The sequence below is a fragment of the Lactiplantibacillus paraxiangfangensis genome, from assembly GCF_036246185.1.
Taxonomy (GTDB): Bacteria; Bacillota; Bacilli; order Lactobacillales; family Lactobacillaceae; genus Lactiplantibacillus; species Lactiplantibacillus paraxiangfangensis.
Genome location: NZ_BTPW01000027.1, coordinates 1 through 24,142, shown reverse-complemented (window position 1 = coordinate 24,142; position 24,142 = coordinate 1). Strand labels below are relative to the sequence as shown.

20 protein-coding genes and 1 tRNA gene are annotated in these 24,142 nt (G+C 44.2%); 5 read left to right on the top strand and 16 right to left on the bottom strand.

Annotated features, from left to right (window positions below; translation table 11 throughout):
* Positions 1 to 276: 276 nt before the first annotated feature.
* Both AAA939_RS12785 and AAA939_RS12780 read right to left on the bottom strand, forming a co-directional pair.
* Positions 277 to 2,139, bottom strand: a complete 1,863-nt coding sequence (locus AAA939_RS12785) for a flavocytochrome c (RefSeq protein ID WP_338211235.1) — start codon at positions 2,137 to 2,139, stop codon at positions 277 to 279.
* Positions 2,140 to 2,180: 41 nt separating this feature from the next.
* Positions 2,181 to 3,614 (bottom strand): CoA transferase, encoded by a 1,434-nt coding sequence (locus AAA939_RS12780; RefSeq protein ID WP_338211208.1) that lies wholly within the window; start codon positions 3,612 to 3,614, stop codon positions 2,181 to 2,183.
* 115 nt (positions 3,615 to 3,729) lie between these two features.
* Here AAA939_RS12780 and AAA939_RS12775 point away from each other — a divergent pair, with 115 nt between their 5' ends.
* Complete coding sequence (locus AAA939_RS12775; protein WP_338211206.1) at positions 3,730 to 4,644, top strand: LysR family transcriptional regulator; 915 nt, start codon at positions 3,730 to 3,732, stop codon at positions 4,642 to 4,644.
* 112 nt (positions 4,645 to 4,756) lie between these two features.
* On the opposite strand, the gene smpB is transcribed toward AAA939_RS12775, so the two are convergent.
* The 12 genes from smpB to rpoN form a co-directional block, all read right to left on the bottom strand.
* Positions 4,757 to 5,227 carry an SsrA-binding protein SmpB gene (gene smpB, locus AAA939_RS12770; protein ID WP_057706808.1) on the bottom strand — a complete coding sequence of 157 codons (471 nt, stop codon included), beginning with the start codon at positions 5,225 to 5,227 and terminating at the stop codon, positions 4,757 to 4,759.
* A gap of 26 nt (positions 5,228 to 5,253) precedes the next feature.
* Complete coding sequence (gene rnr / locus AAA939_RS12765) at positions 5,254 to 7,668, bottom strand: ribonuclease R (protein WP_338211203.1); 2,415 nt, start codon at positions 7,666 to 7,668, stop codon at positions 5,254 to 5,256.
* 8 nt (positions 7,669 to 7,676) lie between these two features.
* On the bottom strand, positions 7,677 to 8,435 hold the full coding sequence (locus tag AAA939_RS12760) for an alpha/beta hydrolase (protein ID WP_338211201.1): 759 nt from the start codon (positions 8,433 to 8,435) through the stop codon (positions 7,677 to 7,679).
* A 52-nt stretch (positions 8,436 to 8,487) separates the two neighbouring features.
* Positions 8,488 to 8,724, bottom strand: a complete 237-nt coding sequence (gene secG, locus AAA939_RS12755) for a preprotein translocase subunit SecG (RefSeq protein ID WP_338211199.1) — start codon at positions 8,722 to 8,724, stop codon at positions 8,488 to 8,490.
* 100 nt (positions 8,725 to 8,824) lie between these two features.
* Positions 8,825 to 10,375, bottom strand: a complete 1,551-nt coding sequence (locus AAA939_RS12750; RefSeq protein WP_338211197.1) for a ClC family H(+)/Cl(-) exchange transporter — start codon at positions 10,373 to 10,375, stop codon at positions 8,825 to 8,827.
* A gap of 14 nt (positions 10,376 to 10,389) precedes the next feature.
* The gene (locus tag AAA939_RS12745) at positions 10,390 to 11,286 is read right to left on the bottom strand and encodes a hypothetical protein (protein ID WP_338211195.1); all 897 of its coding nucleotides are present in this window, start codon (positions 11,284 to 11,286) and stop codon (positions 10,390 to 10,392) included.
* A 171-nt stretch (positions 11,287 to 11,457) separates the two neighbouring features.
* Complete coding sequence (gene eno, locus AAA939_RS12740; RefSeq protein ID WP_057706814.1) at positions 11,458 to 12,786, bottom strand: phosphopyruvate hydratase; 1,329 nt, start codon at positions 12,784 to 12,786, stop codon at positions 11,458 to 11,460.
* Positions 12,787 to 12,863: 77 nt separating this feature from the next.
* Entirely contained in the window at positions 12,864 to 13,622 is a 759-nt protein-coding gene (gene tpiA, locus AAA939_RS12735; RefSeq protein WP_057706815.1) for a triose-phosphate isomerase, read from the bottom strand.
* 27 nt (positions 13,623 to 13,649) lie between these two features.
* Positions 13,650 to 14,852, bottom strand: coding sequence for a phosphoglycerate kinase (locus tag AAA939_RS12730; RefSeq protein WP_338211192.1), 1,203 nt, complete (start codon positions 14,850 to 14,852; stop codon positions 13,650 to 13,652).
* Positions 14,853 to 14,967: 115 nt separating this feature from the next.
* Complete coding sequence (gene gap / locus AAA939_RS12725) at positions 14,968 to 15,990, bottom strand: type I glyceraldehyde-3-phosphate dehydrogenase (RefSeq protein WP_057706817.1); 1,023 nt, start codon at positions 15,988 to 15,990, stop codon at positions 14,968 to 14,970.
* Positions 15,991 to 16,056: 66 nt separating this feature from the next.
* Positions 16,057 to 17,088 (bottom strand): sugar-binding transcriptional regulator, encoded by a 1,032-nt coding sequence (locus AAA939_RS12720; RefSeq protein ID WP_338211190.1) that lies wholly within the window; start codon positions 17,086 to 17,088, stop codon positions 16,057 to 16,059.
* Between the two features lie 219 nt (positions 17,089 to 17,307).
* Entirely contained in the window at positions 17,308 to 18,642 is a 1,335-nt protein-coding gene (gene rpoN, locus AAA939_RS12715; RefSeq protein WP_338211188.1) for an RNA polymerase factor sigma-54, read from the bottom strand.
* An 82-nt stretch (positions 18,643 to 18,724) separates the two neighbouring features.
* On the opposite strand from rpoN, the gene AAA939_RS12710 reads away from it, so the two are divergent.
* From AAA939_RS12710 to AAA939_RS12700, 3 genes are all read left to right on the top strand, one after another.
* Positions 18,725 to 18,796: transfer RNA gene (locus tag AAA939_RS12710), tRNA-Arg, on the top strand.
* 411 nt (positions 18,797 to 19,207) lie between these two features.
* The gene (gene clpP / locus AAA939_RS12705) at positions 19,208 to 19,798 is read left to right on the top strand and encodes an ATP-dependent Clp endopeptidase proteolytic subunit ClpP (protein WP_057706820.1); all 591 of its coding nucleotides are present in this window, start codon (positions 19,208 to 19,210) and stop codon (positions 19,796 to 19,798) included.
* 122 nt (positions 19,799 to 19,920) lie between these two features.
* A complete protein-coding gene (locus tag AAA939_RS12700) occupies positions 19,921 to 20,892 on the top strand; it encodes a 2-hydroxyacid dehydrogenase family protein (RefSeq protein ID WP_338211563.1) in 972 nt (323 codons plus the stop codon).
* A gap of 445 nt (positions 20,893 to 21,337) precedes the next feature.
* On the opposite strand, the gene AAA939_RS12695 is transcribed toward AAA939_RS12700, so the two are convergent.
* Positions 21,338 to 21,613, bottom strand: coding sequence for a hypothetical protein (locus AAA939_RS12695; RefSeq protein ID WP_338211561.1), 276 nt, complete (start codon positions 21,611 to 21,613; stop codon positions 21,338 to 21,340).
* Between the two features lie 38 nt (positions 21,614 to 21,651).
* Positions 21,652 to 23,304 carry a peptide ABC transporter substrate-binding protein gene (locus AAA939_RS12690; RefSeq protein WP_338211559.1) on the bottom strand — a complete coding sequence of 551 codons (1,653 nt, stop codon included), beginning with the start codon at positions 23,302 to 23,304 and terminating at the stop codon, positions 21,652 to 21,654.
* A gap of 501 nt (positions 23,305 to 23,805) precedes the next feature.
* On the opposite strand from AAA939_RS12690, the gene AAA939_RS12685 reads away from it, so the two are divergent.
* A partial coding sequence (locus AAA939_RS12685) for a transposase family protein (protein WP_338230516.1) occupies positions 23,806 to 24,142 on the top strand: 337 nt, incomplete at its 3' end.

Sequence of the window (24,142 nt, the reverse complement as noted above, 5' to 3'; positions counted from 1 at the left end):
ATGCTTGCTTTCTTCCTGCCTTTGTCCCCTTGACAATTTCCACCACTTTAAACCGCCATGCATTTACTCCATCATCCGTTGGCACTTGCTTGCTTCGCAATAACTTAATTTTCTTAACCTGTCATAATGTTTGAAGTGAAATAGCCAATTCAAAGGTACACGTTACTTCCAACAACAAACTTGGTAACCAATTAATTTCCATTGCAAAAGTTAAAAACTACTCACTAAGAAATCAACGTTTCCTTAGTGAGTAGTCTAATTTAGTGAACGATATAATTATTTCAATGGCGCTTTAACCGATGCTCCCGTAACGCTATCAATTGGTGCCTGCTGACTGGCAGTATCCGCAGCAATTCTCCCAAATGTAAATATATCGGCTAAAGAATTACCACCGAGTCTGTTTCCGGCGTGAAGACCACCTGCTACCTCACCAGCTGCATACAGACCCTTAATAATACAATTTTGATTATTTAAGACGTGTGCGAACTGGTCAATAGTCAACCCGCCCATCGTGTGGTGCATCGCAGGCTTTCTTGGAGTTGCGTAAAAAGGTGCCGTTTCTACTTTTAAATCAAACACGCGTTTATTAAATTCTGGATCTTCCCCTTGGCTTACATATTGATTGTATTTTTTAATGGTGGCAATTAATCGTTGTGGCGCAATCCCAATTTTTACCGCTAATTCTGATAAAGTATTGGCTCGGTACAGTTGTTTACTCTTAAGCTCATGTTCAATTGTTTCTGACGACGTATTATAAGCTTTATTCTTAATATTTTCGTCAGCAATCAGAAAGAACAACCCACCATTTTTCAGTGCGGCGAAAGTCAGCACATCACGTTCAGCATACTCATCAACAAACCGATTCCCATCTTGATTAACCATAACAAAATCTGCCGGTGGAACTTGAAGACCGGTACCATACTCACCAGTCTGAGGGTCAGCGACTGGCATCATCTGGGTAAACCCCATGCCAACTAATTGCGCGCCCGCTTCCAAACCTAACTTGATACCGTCTCCGGTAATATATGGCGCATTAGTCGTCTTCAAATTTTTATCAATGACTGGCCAGTACGTATTATATTGTTTAAGCATCTCCGGATTCGCACTGTACCCACCGGACGTTAGAATGACTTGATTTGCATGTACACTCATCGTGGCTGATTTGACACCAGTCACACGATCTCCAGACATTAGTAAATGCTCAACACGCTGATTGGTGAATAGTTGGCCACCGTGCGTTTCAAAATATTTTTGTAACACTTTAATATAACCAAAACCGTTTGCTTCGGTTGGTTTATGTGCTCGGCGCCACAAAGCACCAACGGGCATCGTTACTTGACTACTATCAAATTGAACACCCAACGACCGCAACCACTCAACGGACGCTAGATCATGGTCCGTTAGCGTTTTAACCAAGTCATAGTCACCGTGAATCTCGTTGCCATTCAAATCTTCTCGCTTGCCACCTAAATACGTTTGAATACGGTGAAATAGTACGGAATCAAACAGTTCATTGTTGTTAGACTTTAGATACTTCTCAATTTGTCGTTGCAGTTTTTTAAAATCATCACGATAGTCCTCATCAATACTGTCTATTGAGGTATCCATGATTGCCTTCAGCGTTTCCTTTTCACCCGGCAATGTCTGGAAATGCTTCTGCCAATTAGGATCCGCTGCATTCATAAATCCGCCAGAACGCATCGTGTTACCACCAATCGTTGCGGCCTTTTCCAGAATAATGACGCGCTTTCCTCTTTGTAAGGCTCTGCATCCAGCCGCCATACCTGCACCGCCCGCTCCAACGATAACAATGTCAGTACTGACTTCCTTATTTTCGCCCTGCGTAACTTTGTAATGTTTTTGAAAATCTTCTGGTCGTCCGCCAGCCGTCTTAATGGCCTCCGCAACTCCCGCAACAATACCTTGACTAGTCAGCGATGCACCCGAAATCGCATCTACATTTAAGGTTTGACCAGCAATGATTCGCCGTGGAATTTCAGTTAACGCCACATCGGAAATACCGGCCGTTTCCCCCTTCTGAACGTTAACCTTCTCAATTCCATTCTCTGAAAGCGTGACTTCGACATCAAATTGGCCATTGTGACCGCTAGTTGTAACTTTATATTTTCCAGATTTCAATTTTTTTGTCATGATATTTCTCCTATCGCATATAAACGTCATTACCACTTAGGTTGTGCACTACCAAGTGCCGGAGTGGTACCGGTCCAACGACACGGCGTCTCCGACATTTTAATGACCGGACCAAGGGTTTTGAGCGAACCGTACGTGGTATCTTCATCATAAACTGCGTACTCCTCATACTTAGCAGGTGAAATACAATTTGGTGAATTTAGATAATCATCAGTTCTTAAGCCCTGGCGCAACGCCAACATACATGATTGATCTAGTGACACACTCACCTTGTATGAGCCGCCTTCTAATGCTCTTCTTCTTAATGCGATCATTGCACCAAATGCTGCCAGGTATCCGGTCAAGAAATCTGACAAAAATACCGGTATCAGCTTAGGATGTGTGTGCTCTGCCTTTCCTTGGACGTAGGCAATCCCGGTATTCGCCTGGGCCACCTGATCCCAACCAGCACGACTAGCATACGGTCCACCAGTTCCATGACAATTAACACTGACATAGATAATTCCAGGATTTAATTTTACCAAGTCGTCGACGCCGAAACCGTGTTTTTCCATCGCTCCCGGACGATATCCTTCCAAAAAGATATCTGCATCTTTCGCCAGTCTGGTCAACGCATTTTTCCCTTCACTTTTCGTATAATCCAAGTAAGTAGACCGTTTTCCATGGCTCGAATCACGCACAAACGCAGGCACTTGGGGCAACTTCTCAGCCGTAACCATTAAATCATTCGCACCGTGTTCCGTAAGCGCCTCACCACAGGTTGGTCCAGCTATAATTCTGGTTAAATCTAACAAATTAATTCCCGCTAATGGTGCGCGATCGTCGCTCGGTAACGGTTGCGGCGCACTTTCACCAACTTTTTCAATTTGGACTACTGGCACGGATGATAAATATTTTCCTTGTGGTGATTCCAGCCATTCATCTGGACTGAAAACAAGCCCACCACAAGCGTCAACACCAGCAATTGCTTGATCTAATTCATCTGATGACCATTTTTTGACTGCTGCAGCTACCGATTCAGGTGTCTTTTCGCACTTCAAAACTTGAAGCACCCGTTTTTCCAAGTTAGGCAAGTTAAAGTGTGGTAGAAACCATTTGCCGTCTTTACATTCCCACGGCTGTGTTATTGAAACCATCGTTGAAAAACTCGGTGAATTTGGAATCGGGACGTACTGACCTGAACCATTTTTCTTCTCCGTCATCGGCGTACCCAAGGAACAGAGCGCCGCTGCAGCTTCAGAATCGATTGAAATCCTTTGCCGGCGTCCGGTCTTCAGTTCCCACAAATCATTGGCGGCGATAGCCCGTGCGGCTAGTGCCTCGGTGATAACTTCCTCAATTTTTATCGGTGTTTGATACATTGGCGTTGATGAACGCTGAACTTCGACCTCATCGTTCGCATTATCTTCTTGGTTGCGAATCGCCATTAGTTCCGAAAAAGCATTCCCAAATGTAAATGACATGATGATTCCTCCTAATATTTAATTGCAAGCGCTTTACTTTTAGTTTAATTCCATTACTATAAATAATAAAATAGAATAATAAACATCAAATCATAACAAAAAGGATATGACCGTTATGGCTATCAATGCCAACGTTACTCTGAAAAAAATTTTAACTACTGTACAATCCGCCGCGACGTTAACTCAAGTTGCCAATTGGCTTTATACCAGTCAGCCAAACGTCAGTAAATTACTAGCAGACGCCGAACATAAGTATGGTGTCCAATTAGTTAACCGCCAACAATCGCCAATTGATCTCACTCCTGCAGGTCAACAACTTCTGCTTCGCCTTGATCAAATATTAAGCCTAGAAGAAAATACGTTAATTGAGCTGCGCAATTTTCAAAAAAGCCCAGTATTAAATTTAAAGTTGGCCTTTTTCCCAACCTACCTGCCAATTTTATTACCTAATATCATGCGAAAAGTCTTAGCTCTCTATCCGACACTGCACGTAGAAACAAAGAGCCTAACGACTACTAAGGCACTCGAAGCACTTAAAGATGGTCAAGTAGCTATTTTTATTGGCCGAAACGCTAGTGACCCCGATATAGACTCGTTTCCGCTATTTACTGAGAAACTCTGTTTTATTGTTCCCAAAAATTCCCCACTTTATCAATCAGGTGTCTACAACCGTTACTTAACCAATCAAGACATGGTGAATTTGCAAAAAGAAAATTATATTAAGTGGGCGACTGAGACCTCCTTCATTGACGTGACCGAGCACTTTTTTACCCTAAACGATTTACATTTCACTAGCAATCTGACAGTAGATACCTACGAAGAAGCCATGTTATGTGCAACACAAGGATTAGGGATAACGATGTCAATGTATACGACAGCTCAACAATTTTTAAAAGACTCTCAAAAGATAAACTTACTAGTCGTTCCGGAAAAAATGCTTTCTTTAGAAATAAGTATTATGACTCGTAACTCGGTTGACCCAGAAATTAAAAAGATTGTACGTACCATTGCAGAATCACTTCACGCATGACATCAGATATAGATTGTAAAACAAAAAAAGTCAGTCACTTGAGAACTAGCCTCAAATGACTGACCTTTTGACTGAAACGCACGTTTAACCGCCCATCCCAGGTCCTACAAATTTAGTAGTGTTTCATGACGCGATCAATTTGTCGTTGTTGTTCGCGCTTCTTAATATCCTGACGCTTATCGTATTCCCGCTTCCCATGTGCAACCCCAATCAAGACTTTAGCAAAGCCGTGCTTGAGATACATTTTCAACGGAATTACGGTAATTCCCTTTGTCTGAGTCGCTTCCCCAATTTTACTGATTTCCTTTTTATGGAGCAGTAATTTGCGGTTACGCAAAGGGTCGACATTAAAACGATTACCCTCAGCAAACGGACTAATATGCACATTCATCATCCAAGCTTCGCCATTGCGAATCTGGACAAAGCCGTCCTTCAAATTAACCCGACGATCACGGACTGACTTGATTTCGGTCCCCGTTAAAGCAATCCCTGCTTCATAGGTATCCTCAACAGCGTAGTCGTGCCGGGCCTTCCGGTTTTGAGCGAGGGCGGTATCTGGGTGCTTACCGTGTTGTTTGGCCATCAGCCTCACATCCCCTTACTTTTAGCTTAACGCCGGTTATCGTTATTTGACCGACGATGAGTATTATTACTATTGTTATTAGTGCCACGATGGTTGTTGCGGTTATTACTGTTACCGCTGCGATGGTTGCCATTACTATGGTTGCCACCGTTGCGATTACCGCCGTTACCATTGCCATTACGATTATTATTGTTGCGGTTATAACTGCCGTTACCACCGCGACGGTTGTTCCCACGATAATTATCGTGGTGTTCCCGCTTTGGTAATAAGTCCGTCTTAGGCGCTTCTTCTGGATTTAACAGCTTAAAGTCAATTTCACGCTGATCCTTGTCGACCCGCATCAATTGAACCTTAACTGGTTGTCCAATCCGGAACGTCCGCTTCGTCTTACGACCAACTAATGCAAGCTGTTGTTCAACGTACTCGTAGTAGTCATCATCCATCACACTAATGTGGACTAGCCCTTCAACGGTGTTTTCCAACTCAACGAACAACCCAAACTTCATAACGGAGTCGATGACAGCATCGAAGCGTTCACCCACGTGGTCAGCCATGTATTCGGCCTTCTTCATGGAATCAACGTCCCGTTCCGTCGCAATCCCCCGGCGTTCGTGATCTGAAGTGGTTTCAGCAATCGTTGGTAAGTTATCTTGATACTTCGCACGCGCTTCGTCACCCGTACCGTTTTCAGCGTAATGCCGAATTAAGCGGTGCACCATCATATCCGGATAACGCCGAATTGGTGACGTAAAGTGGGTGTAGTACGGCGCGGCTAACCCAAAGTGACCTAAGGATTGGTCCGCATAACGTGCCTGTTTCATGCTCCGCAACATCATCACGGAAACCATGGCTTCTTCCGGTTTACCCGCAACCTTCTTCAAAACGTCTTGCAACATCTTGGGCTTAACGTCTTTAGAGGAACCCGTGACGTTGACCCCAAAGGTCGTTACAAATTCAAAGAAGCTGTGCATCCGGTCACTATCAGGTGTTTCATGCACCCGGTAGATGAACGGTACCTTGAGTAAGCTGTAATGTTTAGCAACCGTTTCATTGGCAGCCAACATGAAACTTTCAATCATCCGTTCAGCTAATCCCCGTACACGCAATTGAATGTCAATTGGGTGACCAGTTTCGTCCACAATGATCTTTGCTTCATTGTCATCAAAGTCGATCGCGCCACGGTGCCGACGATGCTTGTATAAAACGCGGTGCAAGTCGCCCATAACGTCAAACATGTCGACGAGGTCCGCGTACTTTTCACGAGTCTTAGGATCGTGCGCTTCCAAAATCTGGTTAACCCCATCATAAGTCATCCGGGCGTGTGACTTGATCACACTCTGGAAGATTTTATGGTTGATGATTTCGCCATCTGGCGTGATTTCCATTTCACAACTCATTGCCAAACGTTCAACGTCTGGGTTCAATGAACAGATTCCATTTGATAAACGCCGTGGCAACATTGGAACAACCCGGTCCGTCAAATAAACTGACGTCCCACGCTTGTAGGCTTCGCGATCGAGTTCAGAGTTTTCAGTAACGTAATGACTAACGTCAGCAATGTGAACCCCTAAATGGTAGTTCCCATTATCTAACTTCCAAGCCACAACGGCGTCATCCAAGTCTTTGGATTCAGCGCCATCAATCGTCACTAACGGCTGGTCGGTGATATCCACGCGACCCTTTTTATCTTCTTCGGTTACGTAGTCTGGAATCCGATTGGCTTCATCAGTGACTTCTTCTGGGAAGACTGATGGCACGTCGTGTTGGTAGACCACTTGTAAGACGTCCATCCCAGGATCATCAACGCTCCCAATGACCTGTTTAGCAATGCCGACGATGCGCGTTGGGTGCTGAGCGTCTGGATAAGCAGATACTTCAGCAATAACGACTTCGCCTTCAGTTGGATGAAGCCCTTGTTCGGTGACAAACAATTGATACTTGGAAAGCTTCTTTTCCTTAATTTCAATTGTCCCAATGAATCCAGGCGTCTCCGTTGATGGTAAAAATGCCCCAACGATTTGCGAATAATTCCGCTTTACAATGCTGGTGATTTTACCTTCAGGACCCCGATCAGAACCCGGCTTTGCTGGCCGAATAATCTCAACCGCAACGTCGTCACCCGTAAAGGCAAACATGGTGTTGTCCGGGTTGATGTAGATATCAGGCAGATCTGGATCATAACGCACGAAACCAAAGCCCTTGTCGTTACCATGGAAGGAACCTTCGACGGTCTTGGTCTCTTGAACGATCTTAAAGTGATCGTGATCATCGGTGCTGACCAACTTTTTACGTTCCATATTCGCAAGTTCCTTTACTAAAAATGTAAAGGCGGTTGCGCCTGTAAAATGCAACTCATCCGTTAATTGTTCGACGCTATAACTGCGGTCGGGATGAGCTTGCAAAAAAGTCAGGATTTGTTCTTGTAAGTTTGCTTCTGACATTATTTACCTCATTTATTAAATATAGTTTTTAAATACGTTAAGACATCTTGTTCGAGCTGATGGTGCGCAGAATTGACCGTAATCACGTGCCCACTATCGGCGTACCAGTGGAAATCCACCGGCAATCCCTGAGCAGTCAACTGATCACGTAGTTGCCGTGCAACTGCTGCATCGATCAACTCATCTTGCCCACCTTGGCCAATAAAAAGCGGCCGTTGGAGCTGGTGTAAACGCGCCGTCACTTCCGTTGCTGTAAACAGCTCTATCGCCTGCAACTGCTGGGTAACTTGCGCCGGAATCACTGCTAAAATCGCACGTTGTTCATCAGGCGTAAACGGGCCCTTAGCCAACCGCGCGCGACTCATTTTAACAAACATCGCGGCAACGTTACTTTTATCCCCTGGTAACAAAGGTGAACTAAACGTGCCACCACCTAACAACAAAGGATCACGCTCCAACGCTGCGGTGGCAAAAATACCACCTAGCGATAGCCCAAAGATACTAATTTTAGTATAGCCTTTTTGACGAATAAATGATATTGCTTGTTGCGTATCACGCCACCATTGTTCCGGTGAACCTTGTGTCAAAATATCGCGGGGGTCGTCCGTTGCGTGACCGGTAAACTGTGGCGCGTAGACGGTATAATTAGCCCGTTCCAAGGCCCGTCCTAGCATTCGGACATCATTCGCGCTACCTGAATAGGCGTGCAACAAAATGACCACTTGGTCGCCGTGCTCAAAGAAAAAAGGGGTTGGCTGTTTAAACACATTTACACCTACCTTAAAAAAAAGCCTCCTGAAATCACAGGAGGACGGTCAATTACTTCGATGAGTACCATGCTAAAGCTAGCGCCAATACAAAGAATAGAATTCCAAGTACGACGGTCACTTTTTGCATAAAGGCTTCAAAACCACGTGGCTTTTGCTTTGCAAATAAATCATCTGCACCACCAGTTAATGAAGACATGGCATCATTTGTTTTGGATGGTTGCATCATTACCGCAATGATAATCACAACGGAAACGATCAATATTAACGTCATCAGTAAGTTATACAATAAAAGTGCCTCCTAAAAGAGTCCGCTATGTCTATAACAATTTAACATATTTAGCTTCATTTTTCCAGTCTTAGCCAGAAATCCTTCGTTTTCAAACCACTCAGGGTGTGACCTCGGTTAAATGCTTGATTTGATGGTTGACCCAAGCCCGATTATTACGATCCGTTAAAATAATCAACGTATCGCCAGCCCGCATCAACGTATCACCATGGGGGATGACTTGTCGTTCCCCACGCCGGACAGCGATTAATAAAGATTCTTCCGGCCATTTAAAATCACGCACTTGGTGGCCTTCCAGTTTAGAACCTTCAAACACTGGAACTTCTAACCGATCTTGAATCCCACAATGTTCTGGTAACCGGGGCCGAATCAGCTTTTCTAGGAGGGCTTCATAAATTGGGGCCCCGCCTAGTAAATCAACCACGAGATAGGCGGTCATGGAAACGACCGCTAACGGCATCAAATGGTGCAACGTTCCGACCATTTCCGTAATTAGTAGAATGGCCGTGAACGGTGCTTTCCCAATTCCCGCAAAGTAGCCCGCCATCGCAAAGATGATAAAGTTCGGTACGAAGCTCGCCGGCATCCAGCCTAATCCAACCATGGCCTGCGCATAAATCGCACCCAAGATTGCACCGAGTGACAAGATTGGCAAAAAGATGCCCCCGGGTAATCCGGACCCGTATGAAACCGTTGAAAAAACGAAGCGCAATACGAAGATTCCAATTAACCCGAGCAGTGCGGGCGTCACCGAAGCAATGTTTAAAATCACCGCGTTACCGCCGCCTAATAATTGAGGCCATAATAATCCGATTGGAATCACCAGTAAAAACGGCACCAAGCCGTCTAGCCAACTAGGAATTCGAATTTTGGCATACCATGACGGCATCGTTAACGTGACGTTTTGATAAAGGTAACCAAAGACACCCAGAAAGATACCTAAACCAATCAAATTACCATATTGACTAAGTGGTAAATTTTGCCCATAGGGAATGTGCAACACTGGCACTAACCCGAAGAAGTTTAAAGAAACAAAGTTACTAGCAATCGCACTGGCTAACGCCGTCGTCCAAATAATCGGCGAAAAGTTGTGGTAAACTTCTTCCAATACGAATAACGTACTAGCAATCGGGGCGTTAAAGGCGGCGGATAAACCAGCCGCCGCACCGCCGGCAATTAGTGAACGCCGGTCAGATCCGGTTTGTTTTAACTTTTCAGCAACCCCTTGACCGATAGTAGCGCCCAGCTGAATCGACGGGCCTTCCCGTCCTAAAAATAGGCCAGAACCAATTCCTAAAATACCACCAACAAACTTGCGCCATAACACTGGCCACCAAGCGTAGTCCAATTCACCAGCTAGCTGTCCCTCAACTTGCGGAATCCCGGACCCCTTAATATCTGGGGACTGCTTGACCAGTAAGCCAACAAAGACGGCCACAACAACACTGATGACTAACCAGGGAATGATCAACCCAGGCGTCTGATGAATTTGGCCGTAGACCCACTGGACAAACTTTAGACCGTATTCAATGCAAAAGCGAAAGATACTAACGACTACTCCAGATAGTAGCCCTACTAGCAGTCCCCGACCAATTGCACCTAAGCGGGTAAAATCGAGATGGCGCTTACCACTTTTCGGCTGTTCTTGCACGTTGCATTCCCTCCTTAATCGTGATGATTGACCAACGTCGTAATGGTTGCTCGCACGGTTGCCAATGTCGCTGGCTTACTTCCTACTAGTTGTTGGATATAAGCTGGACCATCTGCACGCCAGAGTAAACCAAGCGTTAGATCCAGTGCCAAATCGGCCGAACCGAGCGTTGCTTTTAAACCGGTTAAGAAATCTGAATCGCTTTGAAAAGCGTCAAAAATCAGTGGAACCAGTTCCGTTTGCCGGGGTGCTTGACGCGCATCGACAAAATGTTGAAAGCCCACTTGACCACTCGTGACGACCAAGTTAGTCCCGGTTAACTGACCGTGAACAAAATCAGTCATTGTGACCGGGTGCTGGTCCAGAAAAGCCTGCCGTTCCGTCTTAAAGTCTGGCCCTAAAATCGACCAGTCAGCACCATCGGCTTCTTTACGGGCATCGATTTGATTAAAGGTTCCGGTTTCCCCGTTAATCTGATTCATCGCCGTCCCAATTTGACGACCTAGTGTCGATTTAGCTAGTGGTTCGGCCGTGTTGGCAAAATCAACCAAGCGAACCCCCGCCAACGGTTGGTAAATAACGTAGTAAAACTGATAAGCATCAAAAATAAAACCTGCGTGTCGCATTTCAGGTGCTACTAATTTAAGCCGTTTCATCCGCGTTAAGCTAAACCGTTCCGTTTGATACCGGTCACGGGCGGCTGGCATGACATGACTGGGTGGAAAAATAACAATCTGCGTTAAGCCGACCGAAAAGACAGCCGCCGTTTCATCGGTCACCGTTTCTGGTGATTTATATAGCTCATTTTCGCTAGAATAAATTTGTTTGATTAATGGTGCAAAAATTGTTGCGTTGTTGCGGACCGCTTCCCAATCTGCCCATTGGTTGATCTGCGTTTCAAAATAATCCATTTCAAGGCCCCTTTAAAAACTCGTACTTTTATTTTACCACGTGCACCCGGCTCGTAACGGCTTTTAATGGTTCCGCCAATATTTAGGTCCGTACACTTGACAAGCTAAATCGCTATGTAAAACAAAAACGCCGCTCAATGAGCGACGTTTTCGTAAGAACTCAGAAATTAATTACTTGTTAGTAATTGCATCACGAGCAGCTTCACTTAAGTTGTAGAAGCCGTGGATACCTTTGTATTCTGAAGTGCTTTCAAGTTGGTCTTCAATCCGCATTAATTGGTTGTATTTAGCAATCCGTTCAGTACGGCTCATTGAACCAGTCTTGATTTGGCCAGCGTTCATTGCGACAACTAAGTCAGCAATGGTCGTGTCTTCAGTTTCACCAGAACGGTGAGAAACAACTGCAGAGTAGCCAGCTTGTTTAGCCATTTCGATAGCTTCAACAGTTTCAGTTAAAGTACCGATTTGGTTAACTTTGATTAAGATAGAGTTGGCAACGCCCATCTTGATCCCCTTGTTAAGGTAGTCAGTGTTCGTAACGAATAAGTCGTCACCAACGATTTGAACTTTCTTACCAAGCTTTTCAGTGGCCATCTGCCAGTCTTCCCAGTTGTTTTCATCCAAAGGATCTTCGATGGAAACGATTGGGTACTTGTCAACAATGCTGTCAAGTAAGTCAACGAATTCTTCGGCAGTAAATGATTTACCATTTTCGCCTTCACCCTTTAAGTCGTACTTGCCAGTTTCGGTGTTGTAGAATTCAGAAGCAGCACAGTCGAAGGCGATTGCGATATCTTTACCAGGCTTGTAGCCGGCACGTTCGATAGCTTCAACCAAGATTTCGAATGGTTCTTCGTTGTTCTTCAAGTCAGGTGCAAAACCACCTTCATCACCAACGGCCGTTGAGTATCCGCGTTCGTTCAAGATAGCTTTCAAGTTGTGGAAAGTTTCTGAACCCATACGAACGGCTTCTTTAACTGAAGAAGCACCAACAGGCATGATCATGAATTCTTGGAAGTCAACGTCGTTGTTAGCGTGTGCCCCACCATTGATAACGTTCATCATTGGAGTAGGTAAGACGTGGGCGTTGAAACCACCAAGGTAGTTGTATAATGGCATTTCAAGTTCGTCAGCAGCAGCACGTGCAGCGGCAATTGAAACACCTAAGATAGCGTTAGCACCTAACTTAGCTTTGTTAGGAGTACCATCTAATTTGATCATTGCTTGGTCAATGGCACGTTGATCAGTTACATCGTAACCAACGATTTCCTTAGCAATAATTTTGTTAACGTTGTCAACGGCTTTAGTAACACCTTTGCCCATGTAACGGCTCTTGTCGCCATCACGTAATTCAACGGCTTCGTGTTCACCAGTTGAGGCACCTGAAGGAACGATACCACGGCCAAATGCACCGGTTTCAGTATAGAGTTCAACTTCAACAGTTGGGTTACCACGTGAGTCTAAGACTTCGCGAGCATAAATATCTGTAATAATAGACATTAATTTCTCTCCTTAAATTTTGCTAATTTTGGTTCACATTTATTGTAGAAGTTTGCAATCCAACTTGCAATAACTAATTAGTTATTTTGGTAGTTTACAAGTTCTAAGAATGATTTTGGTTCCATTGAAGCACCACCGACTAAGCCACCGTCGATGTCAGCTTTGCTCATTAAGTCAACAACGTTAGCAGGTTTTACACTACCACCGTATTGAATACGAACTTTGTCAGCAACTTCTTGTGAGTACAGACCGGCAACAGTCTTACGTACTACGGCACAAATTTCTTCAGCTTGGTCGCTAGAAGCAGTCTTACCAGTACCGATAGCCCAGATTGGTTCATAAGCAATAACTAATGAACTAACTTGGTCAGCAGATAAGCCCTTCAAAGCAGCTTTGATTTGGCCTGAAACCCATGATTCTGCTTCGCCGGCTTCACGTTGTTCTAACGTTTCACCACAGCAGATGATTGGTAACATGTTGTTCTTGAAGATTGCGTGAGCTTTCTTGTTGATGTCTTCGTCAGTTTCGTGGAAATAGCCACGACGTTCTGAGTGACCAATCACAACGTAGTCAATACCCAAGTCAGCTAATGCAGCTGGTGAAGTTTCACCAGTAAAGGCACCAGCATCTTCGAAGTATGCATTTTCAGCAGCAATCTTTAAGTTAGAACCCTTAGCAGCTTCGACCATTTCTTGTAAGAAAAGGGCTGGAGCAGCAACAACTGATTCAACTTTTGATGGATCTGGTAATTGATCCTTAACTGCGTTAACGAAAGCTAAAGCTTCGCTAGCAGTTTTGTTCATTTTCCAGTTACCGGCAATAATAGGTGTACGCACGATAAACCTTCCTTTCGGAGAACAGAATTATTTGTTAGAGATAGCAGCAATACCAGGTAATTCCTTACCTTCAAGGTATTCAAGTGAAGCACCGCCACCAGTAGAGATGTGGGTTAACTTGTCGCCAACGCCAAGTTGCTTAACAGCGGCAGTTGAGTCACCACCACCAACGATAGTCGTTGCGTCAGTTAAAGTTCCTAAGAATTCACCGACTTCAAGGGTACCCTTGGCGTAGTTGCTCATTTCGAACACACCCATAGGTCCGTTCCATACAACCGTCTTAGCATCTTTCAAGACATCTTTGAATTCTTGAATAGACTTAGGACCGATGTCTAAGGCCATGTAACCATCAGGAATGGCACCATCAACAACCTTGTGCGCAACATCGTTGTCAAACTTTTCAGCAACAACGGAATCACTAGGTAAGACCAACTTGTCGCCGGCCTTTTCGATGATTGACTTAGCTAAATCAATCTTGTCTTTTTCAACAAGTGAGTTACCAATACCCATGCCTTTAGCAGCATAGAAAGTATAAGTCATCCCACCACCGATGATGATCTTGTCAGCTTTGCTGATTAAATGATCGATAACACCGATTTTGTCGGAAACTTTAGCCCCACCTAAGATAGCAACGAATGGGTGCTTAGGATTGTCAACAGCGTCGCCTAAGAACTTGATTTCCTTTTCCATTAAGAAACCAGCAGCAACTTTGTCCATGTTTGAAGCAATCCCAACGTTAGAAGCATGCTTACGGTGAGCAGTACCAAAGGCATCGTTGACGTAAACGTCACCGAGTGAAGCCCAGTACTTGCCTAATTCAGGATCGTTACCTGATTCGCGCTTAACTTGTTCGCCGTTAACAACGTCTTCGAAACGAGTGTTTTCAACAACTAAGACGTCACCGTCGTTCATGTTGTTGATAGCCGTTTCAAGTTGTTCGCCTTCAGTAACAGGTACGAAGGTAACAGGCTTGTTTAATAAGTTTGAGAGACGTTCAGCAACTGGACGTAAGCTCAAGCCCTTCTTATCGTCTTCACTCTTAATCCGACCTAAATGTGAGAACAAGATGGCTTTACCATCATGTTCGATGACGTATTTGATCGTTGGTAAAGCAGCAACGATCCGGTTGTCATCACCAATCTTGCCGTCTTTAATAGGAACATTAAAGTCGACACGAATTAAAACTTTTTTATCTTTAACATCTAAATCTGAAACGATTAATTTAGCCAATGTTAAATCCTCCTAAAATTCGTGAATACTAATAAAAAAACGGCAAGAGGAGTTTGCCTCCCCCCGCCGTCAAAAACCGTATGCGGTTTTAAAGTTCTAACTATCTAATCAAATATTAGAGAGTAGCGAACTTCAATAAAGTACGTACCATTTGGCAAGTGAAGCCGTATTCGTTATCGTACCAAGCAACAGTCTTAACCAATTGGTTTTCACCATCGGAAGTAACTTCAGTTTGGGTAGGATCGAAGATTGAACCGAAAGTAGTACCGATAACATCAGATGAAACGATTTCGTCATCGTTGTAACCGAATGATTCGTTACCTTCAGTATGCTTCTTGATAGCAGCGTTAACTTCGTCAGCAGTAACTTTCTTGTCTAAGATAGCAACTAATTCAGTTAATGAACCGTCAACAACACCAACACGTTGTGCATGGCCTTGTAACTTACCTTGTAATTCTGGGATAACTAAGCCAAGAGCTTTAGCAGCACCAGTTGAATGAGGAATAGTGTTTACACCGGCAGCGCGGGCAGCACGGAAGTTACCACCACGAACAGGGCCGTCAAGCAACATTTGAGTTGAAGTGTAAGCATGGATAGTGGTCATAGTACCAACCTTGATACCGAATTCTTTGTTTTCAAAGAATGCTAATGGTGCAAGGCAGTTAGTGGTACATGAACCAGCAGAAACGATACGGTCATCTGAGTTTAAGATGTCATCGTTAACGTTGTAAACGATAGTCTTCAAGTCTGAACCAGCTGGTGCAGAGATCAATACACGCTTAGCACCGGCGTCCAAGTGAGCTTGTGACTTAGCCTTTGAAGTGTAGAAACCAGTACATTCGAGGACGAAGTCAACGCCATCATTCTTAACCCAAGGAATGTTTTGTGCTTTAGGTTCAGCATAAACACGGTATTTCTTACCGTTAACGATGATTGAATCATCGGTTGCTGAAACGTCAGCGTCCAAAGTACCATGAGTTGAATCATACTTCAAAAGATGAGCCAACAATGCAGGTGAAGTTAAATCGTTAATAGCAACAACTTCGATATCACTTGACTTTGCACCAAGTTCTAAGATACGACGGAATGCTAAACGACCGATACGTCCGAAACCATTAATACCAATTTTTACAGACATACTAGAATTTCCTCCTTGTGGAAATAAAAATATTTTTATTTTAAAAAGCAACTTCAATATAGAAGATTACTTCTTTAAAATCAAGTTTGCTGCACCTTCATCCGTGATTAAACACGTTTGTTTAGGTGCGATGTTCTTCATATACGCCTCAATCGCGGTTGCCTTAGAGGCACCCCCCGCAATTGCGAGTATAATCTCCCGATCGGCCAGTTCTCCGATTTGCAAGCCAATCCGCGGAATCCGGTAGACCACGTTACCCTCTCGATCAAAGAAGTAACCAAAGGCTTCACCGATCGCATGGCGACCATGTAACACCTTTATCTGATCTTCCGACATATTCCGCCGGTGAGCCATAGCAGTGGCATCGCCAATGCTATGGACCACGACATTCGCTTGCCGAATAATCGCCAACACCTCTTGGATACTAGGTTCCTTAAGGAGCGGTTCATATGTTCGTTCACTGACCTGTTCTGGTACAAACAGTGACCGGAATTTTCCTCCAGTGTGTTGTGCCATTTGTGACGCAATTGTGTTAGCTTGAATCGCAACCGATTCACCAACACCACCACGTGCGGGCACGAATAACAAATCACGCTTGTTCGCTAAGCGATTAGTTAGGTGATTCGCAACGTGCTCCATGGTGTGACCACCCATTACCGCAACGATGTTCTTACCTTCTGGCAACAACTGCTGTAATAACTGATTCACTTCTTCGCCCATGGTCCCAATAACTTTTAACTGTCGATCGGAGTCGCCGGAAACGATGATGCACCGTTTAATGTTAAAACGTTGTGCTAACTGTCGTTCCTTCTGGCGAATCCCCATCAGCTCATCCATAAACTGACTCAGTCCGAGTAAAACGTCTTGTCCCTGCTGCGTCACCTGCATCCCCGACTTGCTTGTCATAATCAAATCAAGTTTGCGTAAGGTATCCGTTTCAGTTCGCAACGTCCGCTCGCTGACGTCTAAAGTTTGTGCTAACAACCGACGTCCAACTGGGGCCATCCAATTAATAGTACGCAATACCAAGTAACGACGACTCAGCATGTCCACCATATCTGGGGCAATTGCCTCAATCCATTGAATATCTGAATGCATGGCATCCAACCTGCTCTCTAGTGGGACGGATCTAGTCCAGCTATGTCGAATAACGACCCAAAGACTTCAAAAAACAAAGCACACAACTCAAATTTACTACGAAATCGATGTTGCATACCTCTCTTACCACAACAAGAATTATAACAGGTTCGGTTAGCCGTTGCAAATTTAACAGCGTGACTCGGTAGAACCGATTGGTCTAAATACAGACAATTACTATTATTCGGTCTTTAAGTACTGTTTTCGTTTAGACGAAGCTGGAATGTTAAGATTTTCCCGGTATTTAGCGACTGTTCGCCGGGAAAGTTCGACATTCTCTTCCTTAAGAATCTGAACTATTTTCTGGTCTGAAAGCGGTTTTTCTTTATTTTCCTGTTCAATCAGTGCAATAATTCGGTGCTGAACGTTGTCTGCCGACACTAATTGGCCATCAGTGGGACGCTTAGTGACCGCCTTGGTAAAGAAACGTTTAAGTTCAAACATTCCGAAGTCCGTTTGAATGTACTTTCCATTAATACTTCTACTGATTGTTGATTCATGGACTTGTAGTTGCTGTGCGACATCCCGCAATAATAATGGCTTTAGTTCCGTACTCCGCTCCAGAAAGAAATCGGCCTGACGTTCAATGATCGCACTTCCGACCCGAAAGATAGTTGATTCGCGTTGTTCTAGGCTACTTGCAATCCATTCATACTCAGATTTCTTTTCTTTAAGGTACTCCGTGACCTGCTGATCCCCGTGACGGTTCATTTGTTGATAGTAGTTACTTTGAAACTTTACGACCGGTTGGGCCATAGACGCCGTCCGAAGCGCCAACTGACCCTCGTGATTGGTGACAACCAGATCAGGGAAAATATAACCGGTCGTTTCTTGACCAACCGCCGTCCCCGGTACCGGACTGAGTGTCCGCACGTAGTCATAAACACTCGAGATATCAGCTAGCCCGACACCGTACTGTTTGGCAAGTTGTTCCCAGTGCCGATTAACAAAGGCCTCAAAGTTTTCTTCTAATATAATGTACGCTAAATTTGGTGCGTGGTCGTCATTCTCCGTTTGCAGCATCAGGGATTCTTGCAAACTGCGTGCCCCAACACCCGGTGGGTCAAGTTGTTGTAATAACGTTACTGCATCAAGCAGTTCGATCGACGATGCCCCAGTCTCTTTCTTTGCTTGCGCTTCATCAATTCGTAAATACCCGTTTACATCAACGTATTCTATTAAGTATAAGACGATCTTTCGCAGGGGCGTATCACGCATCGTCAAATGAATCTGATCTAATAAGTATTCAAATAACGAGTGTTGATTAGTTGTCGATACTCGTTCAATAAAATCGTTTTTAGCCGTGACGTTTTTAGCTGCGTCCAACCCAGCATGGTTCGCATTCCAGTTAGTATCAACGTCAATTAGTGGGTTTTCGAGGGCTTTTTGGGTGAGAAAGTCTCGTAATTCCTCAACATTGAACTGCAACATCTGAATCGACTGCTGCAACCGTTGAGTCATGGCTAGTTTTTGTGATTGCCGTTGTTGCTGGCGAAAGCCTTGGCCTAGTGCCATAAATAATTCCTCCCAAATAAATTTTTATTTAAAACCCTTGTGTTTTTATCCATAATCCGCTAAACTATAATATGTTGTTTAGGCGCCCGTAGTGTAATGGATCGCACGTAAGATTCCGGTTCTTGAAATGGGGGTTCGATTCCCTCCGGGCGCATGACTTAGCTGAGATTATATCTCAGCTTTTTTTATACCCAAATATCATTTTTTAAACGATACCGCTTCCACTTTCATATAGTAACGAACTTTTAAACGAACCACAAGTTTGCCACCTGGTGCGTTCACCTAATATTTAAGCTCCCCAACTTGAATATCGGCGGGGATTTAGCTATGCTATGTTTTAGGTAGGCTACCGAGACGGCCCGTGTAAAAGTGCGCGAAAAAAGAGACCGGGTCCGCCCGATCTCTAGCCGTATATGATAGAAACCTAAGTATACCACGTTGGGCAATAAAACGGTATTTTGATTTTGAGGTTTTTCTTTTGACCTTTACTGACCTTAGCGGTAAACTACATTTATATTAGCAATTAGCTAATCATTAATATTGAAACTTTAGGAGGCTAACAGTTATGTATCCAGTTCCGACAGTTATCGAACAGTCATCACGCGGCGAACGCGCTTATGACATCTATTCACGACTATTAAAAGACCGTATCATCATGCTCTCCGGTCCAATCGAAGACAACATGGCTAACGCCATCATTGCCCAGTTACTATTCTTAGATGCCCAAGATTCAGGTAAAGACATCTACCTTTATATCAACTCTCCAGGTGGGGTTGTCACTGCCGGCTTAGCTATTTATGACACGATGAACTTCATCAAATCTGACGTTCAAACGATCGTTATGGGAATGGCTGCTTCAATGGCCAGTGTCTTGGCTTCGTCTGGTACGAAAGGCAAGCGTTTTGCTTTACCTAACTCCGAAATCTTGATTCACCAACCATCCGGTGGTGCTCAAGGTCAACAAACGGAAATCGAAATCGTTGCCGAAGAAATCTTGAAGACTCGTAAGAAGATCAACCAGATTTTAGCCGACAATGCCGGTCAATCCGTTGAAAAGTTGAACCACGATACGGAACGTGATAACTACCTAACGGCTCAAGAAGCCAAGGATTACGGTTTGATCGATGATATCATGGAAAACAACAACTTGAAATAATCGAATTTTTAAACTGAACTAGCTTAGGCTGGTTCAGTTTTTTTGTTGTTCAGCACTAAACTTGTATCCGCCTACCGAGTGCCGCATACTAGCCTTATCATAACTAAAAAGGACTGTTATTAATGACAAAAGTTTACATTGCCGGTCAGCTGCCAGCTAAGGCAACCGCACTACTTGAACAAACAGCGCTCCAAATCGAAACGTATCAGGGCACGCAATTAATTGACCACGCTACCTTGAAAGCCAGCGTCGCCGATGCAGATTATCTCATCACCCCACTCTCAACCACGGTCGACCGTGACATCTTGGACCACGCCCCCCATTTAAAATTAATCGCTAACTTCGGCGCGGGGACTAATAACGTGGACACGGCTTACGCTGCCACCTTGGGAATTCCGGTCACTAATACCCCGAGCGTCTCATCGGTAGCGACCGCTGAATCGACAACCGGACTCATCATTGGGTTAGCTCACCGAATTGCGGAGGGCGACCACTTGATGCGGACCACCGGCTTTGCGGGCTGGGCCCCACTCTTCTTCCTAGGCCACAACTTGCAAGCTAAGACGCTCGGCATTGTTGGCATGGGCCAAATCGGCCGCGAAGTTGCCAAACGTATGCACGCTTTTGATATGCCAATTCTTTATACGCAACGCCATCGCTTACCAATTAGCGTTGAAACTCAGTTGGGGGCGACCTACGTCTTATTAGAAGATTTGCTCGCACAATCAGACGTGGTTTCCTTACACCTACCACTGAATAAAAATACAACGCACATGATTGACGCAACCGCCTTTAAGCAAATGAAACCAAGTGCTTACCTCATTAATGCCGCCCGGGGACCAATCGTTGACGAAGCTGCCCTAGTAACCGCACTACAAACTAAGCAAATCGCAGGGGCCGCGCTTGACGTTTACGAACACGAGCCTGACGTTGAACCGGCCTTAAAATCAATGGCTAACGTGTTGTTAACGCCACATTTAGGTAACGCAACCGTCGAAGCACGCGACGGCATGGCGACCATTGTTGCTCAAAACGTAATTGCTGCCAATCAACATCAGCCAATTCAATTTATTGTCAATGGCGTTCAAAATTAGCAAAAAAGGATTTGAGACGACGGCCTCAAATCCTTTTTCAGTTAACAACGTAGCTTGTAAGTCAGCGTTTCAATAAGTTTTTCACGGTCTTCGTTAGGTCAACGATCTGGTGCACGAGCACCACAATAATTACAATTTTTTCCCACAGCTTCAATTCTTTCATTCGTCATTCCCCCAATTAATTAGTTATTTCATTATATAACTAACCTTTACTGATATAAATAGATCAAAAAATCTGGCTGACAGTCCCGGTGTACTTCCAGGACTACCAGCCAGATTTTTTAAGGTCTAAAGGCAAAAATAATTACTAATTAACTGTTGTAGCAGCGCTAGAGCCAATAAAATTGTTAAGCTTCCCACTTCCAGTCGTCCGTGGTTTCATCTGCACGTGGCGACCGGTTCAAGCTAAAAAGCGGTTATGAACCCCACATTCACGGCAGATTCATCATGGACGATCTTCAGCTATGTTGAGGTTACTAGCAACTTGGTTAGTTTGTTTGACAGTAGTCTTAGCGTAGCCGGCAGAACCAGCGGGCCGTGTCGGCACTGTTAGCTGGCGTTTTTTTGCCAGGTTACAGTGCGGGGCGACTTGAAAGACTCGCCCTTTGAGGCTTTCAAGCGAGGCGGAAGACCGTTGTTTGTCTGTAGCCGACCCCATGGCCCACTGATTCTGCCGGCGAAGCGCCGAAAAGGCTGGCTTCTTAGCGATAAACAGTACCATGGCAGCAATTGAACTAGTTTCCTCAATAAATCGTTCACTTACTGGGCAACGTACGCATACTTATAATTCCACTGAGTACCGGCAGTGTTGTGAATAATGCCTTTGACCTTTGGATTTTGCAAGTAGGAATAAACCGTCTGATAAAGCGGTGTAATCCCTTGGTCCTGCATAATCGTCCGTTCCGCCTGAAGCATATCTTGCCAGCGGGCGTTAGTGTTATTCGCATCCTGATCTTGCGCCTTTTTCACTAGTGCATTATACGTAGAACTGTTGTACTTCCCGTAGTTATAGCCACTGTTCGATGTCATAATCTGCAAGTGTGAAATTGGATCGTTAAAGTCGGCACCCCAACCACTTAGGTAAATATCAAAGTTTCCTGATTGGGCCCGGCTCTGAGCAACCTTGGCTGGAATGTTAGATAAGTCGACCGTCAAGCCACTCAAATTCTTTTCCAACGCGGACTTCAAATACTGTGAAATTGGCTTGTTCGGCTCATCATTAGACGTTAACATGTGTAACGTTAACTTCTTCAAACCGGTCTCTTTCAACCCTTGCTGCCATAACTGCTTTGCTAGCGCAGTATCGTAAGACGTCGAATCTTTAACGACTGATTCATCCGAGAAGTCTTTGCCACTCTTAGGATCATTAGCTAAGTCCTTTGGTACGAACGTCTGAGACGTGGTCGAGGCATCCCCAATCACGTTTTTAACTAACGTGTTACGGTTGATTGATAGTGAAATTGCCTGACGAATCTTTTCGTTGTTTAACGCCTTTTTAACCGTGGCGTTACTATCTTTAAAGTTATAGACCAAGAACGCGGTGATGGAATATGGATAAGTCGTGTAATCACTATTGCTCTTCATATTCTTAACTTGTTCGCTGGCCAACTGCGTTAAGTCCAATTTTTTCTCTTGGAATAGGTTCAACGTCGTGGTTGTACTTTCGTTGACCGTGTAATTGATCTTTTGTAAATGAACGGCTTTTTTGTCCCAATACTGGTCATTCTTAACAAATTGCCACTTGTTATTAGTCCCCGTCCAACCGGTTAACTTAAATGGCCCGCTGTAAAGCATGTATTGAGCCTTCGTCGCGTAATTACTGCCCCACTTCTTAACCGCTTTTTCACTGATTGGTCCAAATAGTGGGTACGTCATTAATTTCTTAAAGTAACTAATTGGTTTCTCTAAAGTGACGATAAACGTGTGCTGACCCTCAGCTTTTACACCAAGTGTGCTTGGCGACTTTTTACCAGCAACGATTGCGTCGGCATTTTGAACACCTGAGAATAGGTAGGCGTACTGCGATTTAGTGGCCGGTGTCACCGTGCGTTTCCATGAATAAACAAAATCCTGTGCCGTAATCTTGGAACCATCGCTCCATTTGGCATCTCGAATCGTAAAGGTATAAGTCTTCCCATCTTTAGAAACCTTCGTCGCTTTAGCTAAGCCCGGTGTGATACTACCGTTCTTGCCCAAGCGGTATAAGCTTTCAAAAATATTCCCGGTACTGCCATAACCGGACATGTTGGAAATATCAATTGAATCAAGTGAACTTGGATAAGATAAATTTAAGACTTGATTGCTGGCGTACTTTCCGTTGCCCGTGCTTTGACCACTCTGCTTGCCACAGGCTGCCAACACCGTCACTAACAATAAACTAAAAATAACCGTTAACACTGATCGCTTTTTCAATCTTTTTCGCCCCTTTTTTTAATATTCAACTTACTGACCCTTAATTTGACCGGAAACAAAAAACGCCCGCTTAGAATCTCGTCAGATTCCAAGCAGGCGTTTCAAAAATAACGTTTTGAGCTCAATGCCGTTAGTTTTGATGCACTAGAGACGCTTGTAATTCAACGCAAATAACCATGTTGTTAGGTTCACAACATGGGCAGCACATCATCATTTGTTGGTTAGCTGACTTTTGCATGATTACGTCTCTCCGATTTCATAAGATGTGTACAGTATAGATTTAGCCACTTACTTTTGTCAAGTAGTTTTATCATCAAAAATTCATTTTCTAATTAAAAATGCTGCACTACCCTTGGTAGTCACAGCATTTTTTGGGCTCTAGAATATTGGGTGTTGATGGATTTCCATCAACACCCAGTTTTTGTGTAAAATAAAAAGGACAAATCTCCTCAATGCACCACTAGCACCGACCAAAGTAAAAGTAAAGGCAAGTGAGAAAAGATGTCCCAAAACCATTTTATCGAAGATACTCTTCAAATTAAAGACCCAAATATTATTTGTACTGATATTGATAGTAGTGATCCAAGCAAACAGGTTGTTCACGCCAAACTGACCTATCCTTTAGAGAACTGCCCACTTTGTGGCCAGCCCGAAGTAGTGCGTTTTGGGACTAACCTAATTAATGTCAGAATGCCCCCAGTCAAAGAACGACCAATTATTTTAAAATTGCGTAAGCAACGTTATCGGTGTAACTCCTGTAAGCATACTTTTAGCGCACAAACATCATTAGTTAAGCCACATTGCCAGATCTCAGAAGATACGAAGCAAATGATTATCT

Excerpts from the sequence above, each read along its gene's own strand:
- AAA939_RS12780 (WP_338211208.1), bottom strand. The coding sequence starts at position 3,614 with ATGTCATTTACATTTGGGAATGCTTTTTCGGAACTAATGGCGATTCGC.
- AAA939_RS12775 (WP_338211206.1), top strand. The coding sequence starts at position 3,730 with ATGGCTATCAATGCCAACGTTACTCTGAAAAAAATTTTAACTACTGTA.
- smpB (WP_057706808.1), bottom strand. The coding sequence starts at position 5,227 with ATGGCCAAACAACACGGTAAGCACCCAGATACCGCCCTCGCTCAAAAC.
- rnr (WP_338211203.1), bottom strand. The coding sequence starts at position 7,668 with ATGTCAGAAGCAAACTTACAAGAACAAATCCTGACTTTTTTGCAAGCT.
- AAA939_RS12745 (WP_338211195.1), bottom strand. The coding sequence starts at position 11,286 with ATGGATTATTTTGAAACGCAGATCAACCAATGGGCAGATTGGGAAGCG.
- eno (WP_057706814.1), bottom strand. The coding sequence starts at position 12,786 with ATGTCTATTATTACAGATATTTATGCTCGCGAAGTCTTAGACTCACGT.
- gap (WP_057706817.1), bottom strand. The coding sequence starts at position 15,990 with ATGTCTGTAAAAATTGGTATTAATGGTTTCGGACGTATCGGTCGTTTA.
- AAA939_RS12720 (WP_338211190.1), bottom strand. The coding sequence starts at position 17,088 with ATGCATTCAGATATTCAATGGATTGAGGCAATTGCCCCAGATATGGTG.
- rpoN (WP_338211188.1), bottom strand. The coding sequence starts at position 18,642 with ATGGCACTAGGCCAAGGCTTTCGCCAGCAACAACGGCAATCACAAAAA.
- clpP (WP_057706820.1), top strand. The coding sequence starts at position 19,208 with ATGTATCCAGTTCCGACAGTTATCGAACAGTCATCACGCGGCGAACGC.
- AAA939_RS12700 (WP_338211563.1), top strand. The coding sequence starts at position 19,921 with ATGACAAAAGTTTACATTGCCGGTCAGCTGCCAGCTAAGGCAACCGCA.
- AAA939_RS12695 (WP_338211561.1), bottom strand. The coding sequence starts at position 21,613 with ATGGTACTGTTTATCGCTAAGAAGCCAGCCTTTTCGGCGCTTCGCCGG.